This window comes from Marinimicrobium sp. UBA4509 (assembly GCF_002388575.1).
In the GTDB taxonomy this organism is placed as follows: Bacteria; Pseudomonadota; Gammaproteobacteria; order Pseudomonadales; family Cellvibrionaceae; genus Marinimicrobium; species Marinimicrobium koreense.
On record NZ_DGMV01000084.1, the window covers coordinates 36,375 to 50,015 of the forward strand.

Consider the following 13,641-nt stretch of genomic DNA (forward strand, 5'->3'; position numbering starts at 1 on the left):
CGGCGGATGCGCCTTCGGCTTATCCGCCCTACGCGACCCACCCGTAGGTCGGGTTAGCGCGCAGCGCGTAACCCGACACAGATAGCACTTCCGTACTTCCCCCTTGCTTGTCCCGCTGAAACCCTTTATTTCGGGGTTTACTATATAAAAAGCAATTCTCTGTTGAAAATCTCGCTCTTTGGTGGTCGAATCGACATTAACCCGTTTATTATCGTATCTTTACCGGCGCAGCTCGGGTTCTGCGGTAGAGATATGGCGCCGGTGATGCCATAATCGCCCGACCGCATTTGCTGACAGCGCTGTCGTGAAGCGATGACGACACGGCAATCTATTGTGGGTACTGGCTCGGTCCCGCTTCGCGAGAAGTGGTTTGCCGGTACCCGGTTGATAATCCACCAAACCGATGGGGGAGACAATAATGAAGACGATGAAAGGGCCCGCGCTATTCCTGGCCCAGTTCGCCGGCGATGAAGCGCCGTTCAACAGCCTGGAAAACGTATCCAAGTGGGCCGGTGGCCTGGGCTTCAAAGGCATCCAGATTCCGTCCTGGGACAAGCGCCTGTTCGATCTCGAAAAGGCCGCGGAGAGTCTCGATTACTGCCAGGAAGTGAAAGATACCCTGGCGCGCTACGGCCTGGAGCTTACCGACCTGTCGACCCACCTGCAGGGTCAGTTGGTAGCCGTACACCCGGTGTACGACGAAATGTTCGACGGCTTTGCTCCGCCGGAGCTGCACGGCAAGCCCGATGAGCGCCAGAAGTGGGCGGTCAACCAGCTGATGCTGGCGGCCAAGGCCAGCAAGAACCTGGGTCTGAAAACCCATGGCACCTTCTCCGGCGCCCTGTTGTGGCCCTTCATGTACCCCTGGCCCCAGCGCCCGGCGGGCCTGGTGGACACCGGTTTCAAAGAGCTGGCCAAGCGCTGGCTGCCGATTCTGGACGCCTTTGACGAGGCGGGTGTGGACTTGTGCTACGAAATTCACCCGGGTGAAGACCTGCACGATGGCGCTACCTTCGAACGCTTCCTGAAGGAAGTGGACAACCACCCGCGCGCCAATATTCTGTACGATCCCAGCCACCTGGTTCTGCAGAATCTCGACTATATCGGCTTCCTCGAGCGTTACATCGATCGCATCAAGATGTTCCACGTCAAGGACGCCGAGTTCAATCCCAGCGCCCGACAGGGCGTTTACGGCGGTTACGAGGGCTGGGTCGAGCGTGCCGGTCGCTTCCGTTCGCTGGGCGATGGGCAGACCGACTTCAAGCGCATCTTCTCGATTCTGACCGCCAACGGTTTCGACGGTTGGGCCGTGATTGAGTGGGAGTGCGCGCTGAAACATCCCGAAGCAGGGGCGGAAGAAGGCGTGAAATTCGTCAATGACCATATCATCCGTGTAACGGAGAAGGCTTTTGACGATTTTGCAGGAGGAGACGCCGATGAAGAAAGTAACCGCCGCATTCTGGGTTTGGGAGGTAAGTAATGGCTGATGCACGAGTTCGCTTAGGCATGGTCGGCGGTGGACAGGGCGCCTTTATTGGCGGTGTTCACCGTATTGCCGCGCGCATTGATGATCGCTATGAACTGGTCGCCGGGGCCCTGTCCTCCAAGCCGGACGTGGCCAAAGCCTCCGCCGATGAGCTGCACATTGCGCCAGATCGTTCCTACGCCTCCTACGAGGAGATGTTCGCCGCTGAGGCCAAGCGTGAGGACGGGATTGAGGCGGTGGCCATTGTCACACCCAACCACATGCACTTCCCGGTGGCCAAGGCCGCTCTGGAAGCCGGCATCAACGTGATCTGCGACAAGCCGGTCACCCGCACGCTGGAAGAAGCTCTGGAGCTGGAGCAGATCTGCGCCAAGAGCGATGCGTTCTTTGCGTTGACCCACAACTACAGTGCCTACCCGCTGGTGCGCTACGCCCGCGAAATGGTCGAGCGGGGCGATTTGGGTCAGGTTCGCCTGGTGCAGGTGGAATACCCCCAGGAGTGGTTGACCCAGGCTCCGGAGGAAGACAACAAGCAGGCGGCCTGGCGCACGGATCCCAAGCGTTCTGGTAAAGCGGGCTGCCTGGGCGACATCGGCACCCACGCCTTCCAGTTGGCCACCTTTATTTCTCAGCTTGAGCTGGATTCGGTCAGTGCGGACCTCACCGCCTTTGTTCCGGGTCGGGCGGTGGACGATAACGTCCACGCTATGATGCGCTTCAAAGGCGGTGCCAAAGGCATGCTCTGGACCAGTCAGATCGCGCCCGGTTGTGAGAATGGTCTGAAGATCCGCATCTTTGGTGACAAAGCGGGGCTGGAGTGGGCTCAGGAAAAACCCAATGAGCTCTGGCTGACGCCGCTGGCCGGACATCACCAGCGGATTACCCGTCGGGACGACAATATCGACAGTGATATTGCGACCCGCGGTATTCGCATTCCGTTTGGGCACCCGGAGGGCTACCTGGAGGCGTTTGCTACGCTCTACACCGACGTGGCCGATGTTCTGGTGGCCAAGCGCAAGGGCGAACAGCACCCGATCGAATCCTGGATACCCGGTATTGAAACCGGTGTGCTGGGCATGCGGTTTATTGAAGCGGTGCTGAACTCGTCCGAGGCCGATGGCCGCTGGACGCCGCTGGTTTCCTGACGTTCTGTAAAGCAGTAACCAAAGACGGGCGATAGTGCCCGAAACGGTCACGCACCCGCCGGCAACCGCTGGCGGGTGCGTTGATAAAAATAATGAGGATGTGAGTTATGAGTACAGCCACTGTCGATGCCAATGGCATCAATCGTAAGCGGTTATTTGTCGGGGCGTGTATTGCCCTGTTCCCCACCGCGTTTTCCTTCGCCCTGGTGGGCGGTATTCTCGGTCAGTTGAAAACCGAGTTTATTCTGACCAACGCCGATATCGGTATGATCGGCGGCGCCGTGCTGTGGGGGATGGCACTCTCCCTGATTTTTGTTGCACCCTTTCTGGAAAAAATCGGCCTGCGGGTCGCGGCGACAGGGGCGTTTTTCAGTCACCTGATCGGTGTCAGTCTGGTGCTGTCGGCCTACTTCGTATCCGGCTCGCCGAGCGGTTATTGGGTCCTGTTCCTGGGCGCGATCGTCATGGGGATTGGCAATGGCCTGATTGAGGCCACCGGTAACCCAATGACGGCGGCGCTGTACCCGGAGCGCAAAACGGTCAAGCTCAACCACTTCCACGCCTTTTTCCCCGGCGGTATGGTGGTTGGTGCTCTGTTGGGTTTCTTCATGTCGCAGATCGGTGATCTTGGTGCCATCGACCTGGGCCACTGGACCGTTCACATCGGCGTCATGTACATCCCGATTTTCATCTACGGCGCCATGCTGCTGCCGCTCAAGTTCCCTAAGACCGAAACCGCCGAAGCCGGTGTGCCGGTCAAGGAAGTGCTGTTCTATACCATCACCCACCCCATCGTGCTGCTGCTGATCGTCATCAAGATGATCACCCTCTCGCTGGAGCTGGGCCCCATGCGTTGGATTCCGGATGTACTGGAAAATGCGGGCATGCACGGCATGTTGGTATTTGCCTGGTTGACCGGTTTGATGGCGGTTCTGCGCCTGTTCGCCGGCCCGGTGGTTGAGCGCCTGGCGCCGACCGGCATGCTGTTCTGCGCCGCGATTCTGACCGGCACCGGTCTGATCCTGTTCTCGATCTTTGAAACCGGTATGGTCAAGCTGCTGTTCGCCGCTACCGTGTTTGCCTTTGGTGTGGCCTTCTTCTTCCCCACCATGGTGGGCTTGATGAGCGAGCGTTTCCCCAAGGCCGGCTCGGTCGGTATCGTGCTGATGATCGGTGCGGGTATGGGGGTCTCCGGTACGCTGCAGGGTCAGATGGGCGTGGTCGCCGACCGCTATATGCCCGAGGCACTGGATGAGCAGCGCACAGTCGCCATTCTTGAAGAGGTGGAAGAAACCTTCCCGCTGTATCTGGAGCGCGCCGAGCAGGCCTCGGGCGATCTGGACGCACTCTCCGAGCTCGGCTATCTGCCCGCTGACGTCGAGACCGTGATCGAGCGGAACGAGATCGCGCTGTCCGACTATCGCGCCGACGGTGAGCTCAACGGCCCTCTGACCGGTAATGCCCTGCGTGCCTTGCTGGACTCGGGCATTCCGGCGGCTGCCGATCTGCAGGCTGAAGCGGGTGCGGTGTTGCGTCCGGCCGACAACTACGGTGGCCGTATGGCGTTCCGTTGGGTTGCGCCGATTGCGTTGATCGTGGCTGCCTTCTTCGCCGGCATGTTCATCTACGACCGCAAGCGCGGTGGCTACCGTGCCGTCAAACTGGATCGGGGTGAGCCGGGTACCGGTGGTGCCTGATCGGATCGCAGATCAGAGCGTTTGACGCTGAATAGAAAGGGGCCCTTCGAGGGCCCCTTTCTTTTTTGGGAGCGTGATCAGCGCCGGTCCAGGGCGTTGCGCAAAAAGCCCTTCAGGTAGTCAGCCAGCTCCGGCGTCATTTCCCCCAACGCCCGTCGTTGTTCCGGTGATAAGTGCTCCGCCGGGTCGGTTTCGCTGAACAGGTAGTGATCGAAAAACGTCTGCCAGGCCCGGCGTTTTTCCAACGGCAATTGACGAACCGTCAACAGACCGTGCACCAGAGCCTCAAAGGGTGAGCCGGTGTTTGGTACGCCGGTCTCCCACCAATAATTGATCAGCACATTGAACCTCGCCAGAGATTCCACCTGGTGCCACCACAGGGACGGAATGTAGAGCACATCACCGGGCTCAAGTTCGGCGACGCGCGCCGTGGGCATGGCCTCGGCAAACTTCGGGAAGCGCTCAAGGTCCGGCTGGTAGGGGTCTACCAGACTGATGGGCTGACCAGCGGGGGTAAAGTCGATGGGGCCGACGTACAGGTTGCGGACCTGTTCGGGCGGAAACAGGGTAAAGCGCCGTCGCCCGGCCACGACGCAGGCGAGGTTGTCCGAAACATCATAATGGGTGGGGATGGTGGTGCGATTGCCAATCCAGATATTGGGGGGAACCCGCTCGTCCACCAGGTTCATGGTGTTGTCACGCTCCAGTCCCGGCAGGGTGTGTGGGATGGCGGTGGCACCGATATAAAACGCCGGCGGATTGGCATCGTCTTCCATGCGCTGGAGGCGCTGCAGGGCGGTTTCAAAGTGATCTTTACGACGAACAAAATTGAAGCCCTGCAGGTGCTCGTCGTAGGAAAAGCGCCCTCCAATCTCGGGTGCGCCCAAAAACAGCTCGATCGGCTCGCCCCGGCTGAAGCCGACAAGATACTCGCGCAACGCCTGTTGCGACTTGAGGGCGTGAGTGACAGCGGGCCAGTCCTGGGTATAACCGCGCAGAATCGCCGGTTCGAATCGGGGTGCGATCTCGGTGATAAACTGCTTTGGGGTGACATTGTGCCATTCAGTCACCGGAGAAGGTTCGAGTTTAGGGGCGTGCATCATGACAGGACCGTTGTTCAGATAACCAGCCCTGTACCTTACGGTCTTTGTGACTTTATTGCCAGGGGGCGCGGCCCGCATGATGCGGACCGCCGGTGGGTTATTGGTTATCGCAGGTGCTCTGGCCTATGCAGCTCTGGTCATTTTCCCATCCCCAGCCAGTGCTCTGGTTCTGGCAAACCGGGTAAATGCTTCCGTACCAGTTGCAGGTGCTGGGGCCCGAGCCTGAGGAGCCGCCATCGGGCATGACACAGCTCTCTCCGTTTTCCCATCCCCAGCCGCCGCCGGTATCAGAGCTGGAGTCACAGCAATAGGGGTAGCCATTGGAGGCAGTGCCACAGCTGTTGCCGTCACCACTGCTGCCACCAAAGATGCTGGCGGAGTTGCTCGTATTGGCGATGCCATTGGTGGCATAAAACAGCTGATTGCCCCAGCTGGTCAGGCTGCTGCCGTTGAAATTGTTGACAATATCCAGAGAGGACAGGTCGGAGCTGTTTCCGGACCAGGACCAACCCAGGTAGCCATAACCGTACTGCTCGGCCCGTGCCATGATGGCATCGGCGGCGACGTAGCTTCCGTAGTGATCGGCAGCAAACTCGCCTATGACCAGAGCGAGGCCCTGATTGTTGAAGCTGGACAGGTAGCTGTTGACGGCGTTGTCACTGTCATACACTTCATACATGTGAACGCTGAATATGACGTTACTTTGAGGGTCGCTGGCCAGAACCTGCTGCGCGTTGTCGCGCATAATGCCCTGCCAGTCCTGCCCCCAGTTGGCGGCGTCGACCATCAGGGTATGATTCAGGCCGGCATTGCGCAGTCGGCTGATCGCCTGGGTGTGAGCGCTGACCCAGTCACTCGCCGATGGTCCGTTGCCGAAGGGTTCGTTGGCGATATTGATGATCACATAGTCCTCTTCACCCTGCAGAACGTTCTGAATGTCCAGCCAGTAATCGACCGCTTGGGACACTGTCGCCGCGCTGCCCGCTTCACCGTAGCCGGTTGTGTCGTGGACCTCCAGCACCGTAATAAGCTCTTCTGATTTGGCCCGGCTTATGATACTGGCCACTTCAGAGGCCGGGGTGCGGTTCCACTGGGCGCCATTGCTCAGTACGATCCTCACGGTATTGGCCCCGAGGGTGGCAATATCCTGCAAAGACTGATCGGTTTGTCCGCTGAACCAGGCGTGAGGCACATTGACGCCACGCATTACAAAGGAGTTGCCGTTTCCGTCGAGTAACTGTGTGCCTGAGACAGACAGGTCGGCTTGGACTGACAGCGCCGCCAGTGTCAGCAGGGTGGTTGCGATGGTTCGAGTGAATGCAGTCATTCTTGAGTCCTCATTATTATCAGTTTTGATTAAAAGTAACCGGTTACATTTTGGGCTATATGGTCCTCCTGGTTTGAGCTATGGATGGTTTGTTTAATTGAGGTCGAAGGTCTTGCGTCGTTTGTTTTGAGGCCAATAAATAGAAGTTGTCTTGGCTCGTTCGCAGACGGAGTTCAAGTTTCTTATTCGGCTTTCAGGCGCGAGTGGCCGCGCTTACTGAATGTCACTTCAAAATTCTTGTAACCGATTACAGTCAGGATAGAAAGATTTTCTGGACTAAACAAGTCCATTATTAGTCGAAAAGTGAATGGTAGGGCTTTCGAGTATTCAGATTTTGAATGCTCACCAGGGGCGGGTTAATGTCCGAGGTGGTTACGGATAGCCCTCTCAATCCCGTCCGCGTCCAGGCCCTGGCTGGCCAGCTGTTTTTTCTGACTGTCGTGTTCGGCGAACTCGTCGCGAAACCCGAGCGGCAGCCAGGGGGTTGCAATGCCCTGGGTGGCCAGGTGCTCTCCCACCGCACTGCCGGCGCCGCCGGCGATGGCGTTTTCCTCAACCGTGACGATCAGGGTGTGACTCTCGGCCATGCGCTCGATCAGAGCGGTATCCAGGGGTTTGACAAAGCGCATGTCACAGACGCTGGCGTCGATCCGCTCCGCCACGGTGAGGGTCGTGGCGAGTGAAGCGCCAAAGTTCAGAATGACCACCTCGCGCCCCTGGCGCAGCTCCCGTCCCTGACCGATGGGCAGTTCGTTCATCGCCTGCTCAATATCCGTTCCCGGGCCGGTGCCTCGTGGGTAGCGTACCGCCGCCGGTCCCTCATGTTTCCAGGCGGTGTACAGCAGTTGGCGACACTCGTTTTCGTCGCTGGGGGCGGCGATCACCATATTGGGAATGCAGCGCAGGTAGGTCAGATCAAAGGAGCCGCCGTGGGTGGGCCCGTCTTCGCCGACCAGTCCGGCCCGGTCGATGGCGAAAGTGACGTCCAGGTTCTGTAGTGCCACATCGTGGATCAGTTGATCGTAGGCGCGCTGGAGGAAGGTGGAGTAAATGGCGACCACCGGCTTCTGGCCCTCACAGGCGAGTCCAGCGGCCAATGTGACGGCGTGTTGCTCGGCAATGGCCACATCGTAGAAGCGCTCCGGGAAACGCTGGGCGAAATCCACCATGCCGGAGCCCTCACACATGGCGGGGGTAATACCTATCAACCGCTCATCCCGCGCTGCCATATCGCACAGCCAGTCGCCAAACACCTTCTGGTACTTGGGGCCGCTGGGTTTGCGGGGGGCCGGTTTGGGCTCCAGCTTGTTCAGCGCATGGTAGCCCACGGGGTCGTCCTCCGCCGGGCCAAACCCTTTACCCTTGCGGGTGATGATGTGCAGCAGCTTGGGGCCTTTGACTTCGCGTAGATTGCGCAGATAGCGCACCAGGCTGCCCAGGTCATGGCCATCGATGGGACCGACGTAGTTGAAGCCCATTTCCTCAAACAGGGTGCCCGGGGACATGAAGCCCTTGAAGTGTTCTTCGGTGCGCCGGGCGAACTCCCAGGCGGAGGGAATTTTGGTGAGTACCTGTTTGCTGCCCTCGCGCAGGGAGTTGTAGAACTTGCTGCCCCATACCTTGGACAGGTAGGTGGCCAGCCCACCCACATTGGGGGAGATCGACATGTTGTTGTCGTTCAGGATGACCAGCAGGTCGGTGTCCGTGTGGGCAATGTGGTTGAGCGCCTCGAACGCCATTCCGGCGGTCATGGCGCCGTCGCCGATAATGGCGGCGCACTTGCGCTCGCTGCCGGTCATGGCACTGGCCAGAGCCATGCCCTGGGCGGCGCTGAGGGACGTGCTTGAATGGCCCACTCCAAAAGTATCGTATTCGCTTTCGCCCCGCTTGGGAAAGCCGGACAGACCGCCCCCCTGACGAATACTGCTCATGCGTTCGCGGCGGCCGGTGAGGATTTTGTGGGGATAGGTCTGGTGGCCCACGTCCCATACCAGACGGTCATCCGGGGTGTGATAGACGTAGTGCAGGGCCACTGTCAGCTCCACGACCCCCAGTCCGGCGCCAAAGTGTCCACCGCTCTGTCCCACGCTGTACAGCAGGTAGGCACGCAGCTCCTCGGCCAGCGGCTCCAGGTCCCGCTCATTCAGCGCCCGCAGTTGCTCTGGCGAGTCAATCTGGTCGAGCAGGGGCGTTTCCGGGCGGTCTGTGGGAATTTCGTCAAACATGAGTCACGTCGTTATTGGAAAGGGGCCATTGTAGGGGCCAGAAGCCCGTCTGCCTAGCGGGGCGTCAGTGCCCGCGCTCAATAATGTAATGCGCGAGGCTGCGCAGCGCTGTAGCGCTGTCGTCGAACCCGCTCAGGCTGTCGAGGGCCTGAGTGAGCAGTTCCCGGGCTTTGGATTGCGCGCCGTCGAGTCCAAGCAGGGACACATAGGTGGGCTTGTCCCGCGCGGTGTCGGCTCCCTGGGGCTTGCCCAGCGTGCTGGTATCGGCGATGACATCCAGAATATCGTCCTGTACCTGAAAGGCCAGGCCGATGGCGCCGGCGTAGTCGCTCAGGGCCTCGCGTTCACCGGCCGAGGCGGCACAGGCGCGGGCCGCCATGGCGACACTGGCGCGAATCAGGGCGCCGGTTTTGTGTTGGTGCATGCGCTCCAACTGGGCGATGTCCGGACTCTGGTGAACGGCGCCGAGGTCGATGGCCTGACCCAGTACCATCCCCTGTGCACCGGCGGCCTGAGCCAGGTCGGTAATCAGCGCCACGCGCTGCTCCGCCGACAGGCGGTCGCACCGGGCGAGCACCTCAAAGGCGAGCGTCTGCAGGGCATCTCCGGCCAGAATGGCCGTCGCCTCGTCGAAGGCGATGTGGCAACTGGGCTGCCCGCGGCGCAGGTCATCATCGTCCATGGCGGGTAAGTCGTCATGGATGAGGCTATAAGCGTGTAAGCATTCCAGGGCAACCGCGACCGTATCCAGGGCCTGGTCGGGTTCGTAGCGCAGCGCCGCGCCCGTGCTGTAGACCAGCATGGGGCGGACCCGCTTGCCGCCATTGGCCAGGCTGTAGGCCATGGCTTCGGCCAGTTGCGGGCGCTGAGCATCGGGTTGCGGGAGAAACCGGGTCAAACCCCGGTTGAAGCGTTCACGCCAGGGGCCGGCGAAGGCGTCGAAGTCGGTGCTCATTCACCGTCATCCTCGCCGCCGGGCGTCATCGGCTGAACGCTGATCTGACCCTGCTGTTCCATCAGTACCTGAACCTGCTGTTCCGCCGCGCTCAGGCGCTCCTGGCAATCCCGGGTCAGCTGAATCCCGCGCTCAAAGGCTTTCAGGGATTCTTCCAGAGAGAGCTCGCCTTGCTCCATTTGGTTCACCAGCGCTTCCAGGTCGCTCAGTGACTGTTCAAAGTCCACGGACTTCTTTTTCGTGGGCATGGGGCACCTGTCGTTTGGGCCAGGGTCGAGGTGAAGATTTTCCGGCATTGGCCGATAGACTCCTGGCGGGATGTCTGTGGTGATAAAGGGCGCAATTATAAACCGACTGCTGCTAAGATGCAGGTTTTACCGCAGATTCAACACGGCGTATCGGCCGTTTCAGCCTAGTGTGAGGAGCCACCAGTGGATTTAGCAACCCTCGTAGGGATCATCGGCGCAATTGGTCTGATCGTCGCCTCCATGGTGCTGTCCGGCGACCTGATGATATTCGTCAATGCGCCGTCCCTGTTGATTGTGGTCGGGGGCACCGTATTCGCCGTAATGGCCAAGTTCAGTCTGGGGCAGTTCTTCGGTGCCACCAAGGTGGCCGCCAAGAGCTTTGTCTATCGAAGCACGGACCCGGCGGAACTGATCGAGGAGATTGTCGAACTGGCCGACGCAGCGCGCAAAGGCGGTCTGTTATCCTTGGAAGGTAAGGAGGTCAGCAGCGACTTTCTGCAGAAAGGCATTCAGTTGCTGGTGGACGGCCACGACCCGGAGGTGGTCAAGGCGATGATGTCCAAGGATCGCTACCTGGCGGAGGATCGCCATTTGAAGGGCGCGTCCATTTTCAGCGCACTCGGGGATGTGGCGCCGGCCATGGGCATGATCGGTACCCTGATTGGTCTGGTGGCGATGCTGTCGAATATGGAAGACCCCAAAGCCATCGGTCCGGCCATGGCCATCGCTCTGCTGACCACTCTGTACGGTTCTCTGCTCGCCAACGCCGTGTTCCTGCCCATTTCCGATAAGCTCAAGTTGCGCGCGGATGAGGAGGTACTGGTGCAGAGCCTGATCATCGATGCCCTGCTGGCTATCCAGAGTGGCCAGAATCCCCGGGTGATCGACTCCATGTTGCGCACTTACTTGCCCGAGCGGAAGCGGGACGTCGCGGACACGGATGCCGCCTGAGGGGGAGTAGGATATGGATGACGATACGCCCCGTAAAAAACGTCAGGCCGCAGGCCTCCCTGCCTGGATGGCGACCTTTGCCGATTTGATGGCGCTCTTGTTGTGCTTCTTTGTACTGCTGCTCTCGTTTTCCGAAATGGACGCCATGAAGTTCAAGCGCCTGGCCGGCTCGTTGGCGCAGGCGTTCGGGGTTCAGACCGAGCTCCAGGTCAACGAGGTGCCCAAAGGCACCAGCATCATCGCCCAGGAGTTCAGCCCGGGGAAGCCTGAGCCGACTCCAATCAACGAAATTTTCCAGAGCACCGATGACACCACCCAGATGAGTCTGGAAGTCTACTGCGCCGAGGAGTTTGATATCCAGCAGGGCGAGCCGGAATACGAAGACTCGGCGCGCGAGCAGTTGAAGCAGCGGCTGGAGGAACTGATCCGGGAAACCGAGCAGGATGCCATGGCCCTGGCGGCGCGTCTGCAGCCGCAGATCACCTCCGGGCAGATTGAAATCGAAACCCGTGGGCGTCAGATCATCATCCGGATTCGGGAGCAGGGGTCGTTTCGCTCCGGGTCGGCGGAGTTGGCGGAAGATTACTTTGATGTTCTGGACGAAATTCAGGCGGTACTGATGCTCCAGCCGGGGCGTATCAAGGTCCAGGGGCACACCGACAACATTCCCATCAATTCGGCCCGCTTCCGTTCCAACTGGGAGTTGTCGTCGGCCCGGGCGGTATCCGTGGCGCACCAACTGATGCGCGGCGACTATATCGATCAGGACCGCTTTGAGGTGACCGGCTTTGCCGACACCCGGCCGTTGGCGCCGAATGACAATCCGGACAACCGGGCCAGAAATCGCCGGGTCGAGGTGGTGATCCGCCAGGGGCTGGAGCAGGAGCTGGACGACGAGGAGCGGGAACTGCTGCAGGATCAGGGGGAAAACATCACCCGGGATATGGATATTTCGCCTGACTATCTGTTTGATCTGGAGCCCGAGGAGATTTTCTGATTCCACGGTTTGTGAGATATCTCGCACAAACCTTTCCGACATTCGCCACTATTGCCCGGCCGGCAGGTGGCGCATAATCTCTTTTAACGGATACAGGCACTGGACGCAGGGCAACGGAACTGAAAGGACGCACGCCACTAGGCCCGGGACGGGCCCCATCCTGTAAGTAGATGGCAACCCCCGCGATAACCCCCTTATCGCGGGGGTTTCTTTTTATGGGCGACACAAACCGGGCAGACTGATCCGGCGTCAATAAAAAGTGTGGAAGTTTTGACATAATGGCGTCATAGTAAGGCTATACGGTATCGGTACGACGTCAATCGCCGGTACGCCCCGGACGCTGGCGGCTTTTTGGCCGCAGTCAGTCGGCCGCCCAGAGCGCACCGAGCGACCCCTGGAGGTGTCGATGGAAGCGCGTATTTTGCGACTGAATATCGCCGGCCAGCCTATCGAGTGGCTGCACTGGAAAGACGCGGTCTGCCTGTATGCGCGTGATCTGGTGCAGTGGACCCTGGGCGGGCACGTCCGGCGTGTCTATGGTGGCCATTCCCGCCTGACCGGGTTGCGCACCCAGATTGACCTGCCGGCCATTATCGCCTGTGGCGGCAACCGCCTCGCCCGCATGCGCCTCGTCCCACCGCTCACCAATGCTGCCCTCTTTGCTCGAGACCATCACCAGTGCCTCTACTGTGGCCGCTGGTTTACCGCAGAACACCTCTCCCGGGATCATGTCCACCCAATCAGCCGCGGTGGCCGGGACCGCTGGAATAACGTGGTCACCGCCTGCAAGCGCTGCAACCAGCACAAAGGCAACCACCTGCTGTCCGAAATCGGTATGGAGCTGCTCGCCCTGCCATTCTGTCCCAACACCGCCGAGTACCTGGCGCTGATCAACAGCGACCGGATTCGCGGTGACCAGATGGAGTTTCTGCGGCCCCAGTTTTCCCGTCGCCGGGACTGGGCTGGCCTGGACTCCTGAGAGCGGGACGTTCAGAGCACGCAAGTCAGTCGATAACTTCCTGCCCCCGGTACATTCGCTTGGTGCGCTCCCTGGGGGTGCTGGCATTGTCCTTTGGTGGCGCCTCCTCCAGCGTTACCTGTCCTCGATACACCTTGGTGACCTGGCGCGGTCGCGCGGCGGCTTCGGCCTCTTCGGCGTCCTGTTGAGCATCGCTCAGGGCGTGGTTCCAGGGATCTCCGGCCAGTTGTAGCAGTTCTTTGATGAGTGTTTGGCAGATGACGTCCTTACTGTGCCGATGATGGGTGACCAGCTCGTCCAACAGCTCCGGATTGGCGAGTTTGACGGAAGGTTTCAGATCGGCGGGCACGCGCCGGCGAATCTCAAACACCAGTTCAATCATGGGTTTGGTGTATTGCATTCCGGTCTCCGGTCATAGTGACGTGTGGGGCGATCGGGAATGCTGCAAAAAGCTGGCCATGGTGGGGTTTTTATGGCTTTGGTTTGGGTGCTTTTCGGAAAGTCCGGTCCGGTGTGGGGTAAACCATT

General features: G+C 59.9%; 12 protein-coding genes. 6 read left to right on the top strand and 6 right to left on the bottom strand.

The genetic code is table 11. The features are described from left to right. Positions 1-418: 418 nt before the first annotated feature. From B3520_RS15720 to B3520_RS15730, 3 genes are all read left to right on the top strand, one after another. The gene (locus tag B3520_RS15720; RefSeq protein ID WP_123638171.1) at positions 419-1,480 is read left to right on the top strand and encodes a sugar phosphate isomerase/epimerase family protein; all 1,062 of its coding nucleotides are present in this window, start codon (positions 419-421) and stop codon (positions 1,478-1,480) included. Continuing rightward, positions 1,480-2,631: a Gfo/Idh/MocA family protein gene (locus B3520_RS15725; RefSeq protein ID WP_123638170.1), complete on the top strand. Its 1,152-nt coding sequence runs from the start codon at positions 1,480-1,482 to the stop codon at positions 2,629-2,631. The genes B3520_RS15720 and B3520_RS15725 overlap by 1 nt, the downstream gene beginning before the upstream one ends. Before the next feature lie 107 nt (positions 2,632-2,738). Beyond that, positions 2,739-4,328: an MFS transporter gene (locus B3520_RS15730; RefSeq protein ID WP_286804791.1), complete on the top strand. Its 1,590-nt coding sequence runs from the start codon at positions 2,739-2,741 to the stop codon at positions 4,326-4,328. A 77-nt stretch (positions 4,329-4,405) separates the two neighbouring features. Here B3520_RS15730 and B3520_RS15735 read toward each other — a convergent pair whose 3' ends face one another. The 5 genes from B3520_RS15735 to B3520_RS15755 all read right to left on the bottom strand — a co-directional run bounded on the left by B3520_RS15735 (position 4,406) and on the right by B3520_RS15755 (position 10,186). Next, entirely contained in the window at positions 4,406-5,431 is a 1,026-nt protein-coding gene (locus B3520_RS15735; RefSeq protein ID WP_211331058.1) for a cupin-like domain-containing protein, read from the bottom strand. A gap of 97 nt (positions 5,432-5,528) precedes the next feature. Continuing rightward, on the bottom strand, positions 5,529-6,758 hold the full coding sequence (locus B3520_RS15740; protein WP_286804793.1) for a cellulase family glycosylhydrolase: 1,230 nt from the start codon (positions 6,756-6,758) through the stop codon (positions 5,529-5,531). Between the two features lie 356 nt (positions 6,759-7,114). Next, complete coding sequence (gene dxs / locus B3520_RS15745; protein WP_286804794.1) at positions 7,115-8,983, bottom strand: 1-deoxy-D-xylulose-5-phosphate synthase; 1,869 nt, start codon at positions 8,981-8,983, stop codon at positions 7,115-7,117. Positions 8,984-9,047: 64 nt separating this feature from the next. Beyond that, a complete protein-coding gene (gene ispA / locus B3520_RS15750; RefSeq protein ID WP_286804796.1) occupies positions 9,048-9,938 on the bottom strand; it encodes a (2E,6E)-farnesyl diphosphate synthase in 891 nt (296 codons plus the stop codon). Next, on the bottom strand, positions 9,935-10,186 hold the full coding sequence (locus tag B3520_RS15755) for an exodeoxyribonuclease VII small subunit (RefSeq protein WP_024461118.1): 252 nt from the start codon (positions 10,184-10,186) through the stop codon (positions 9,935-9,937). Before B3520_RS15755 ends, ispA begins: the two co-directional genes overlap by 4 nt. Before the next feature lie 183 nt (positions 10,187-10,369). Between B3520_RS15755 and pomA the strand changes: the two genes are divergently transcribed. The 3 genes from pomA to B3520_RS15770 all read left to right on the top strand — a co-directional run bounded on the left by pomA (position 10,370) and on the right by B3520_RS15770 (position 13,113). Further along, on the top strand, positions 10,370-11,137 hold the full coding sequence (gene pomA, locus B3520_RS15760) for a flagellar motor protein PomA (protein ID WP_123638165.1): 768 nt from the start codon (positions 10,370-10,372) through the stop codon (positions 11,135-11,137). A 13-nt stretch (positions 11,138-11,150) separates the two neighbouring features. Further along, positions 11,151-12,134, top strand: coding sequence for a MotB family protein (locus B3520_RS15765; RefSeq protein ID WP_286804800.1), 984 nt, complete (start codon positions 11,151-11,153; stop codon positions 12,132-12,134). A 406-nt stretch (positions 12,135-12,540) separates the two neighbouring features. Then, positions 12,541-13,113, top strand: coding sequence for an HNH endonuclease (locus B3520_RS15770; protein ID WP_123638163.1), 573 nt, complete (start codon positions 12,541-12,543; stop codon positions 13,111-13,113). Positions 13,114-13,138: 25 nt separating this feature from the next. Here B3520_RS15770 and B3520_RS15775 read toward each other — a convergent pair whose 3' ends face one another. Further along, a complete protein-coding gene (locus tag B3520_RS15775) occupies positions 13,139-13,513 on the bottom strand; it encodes a hypothetical protein (protein WP_286804802.1) in 375 nt (124 codons plus the stop codon). Between the last annotated feature and the right edge of the window lie 128 nt (positions 13,514-13,641).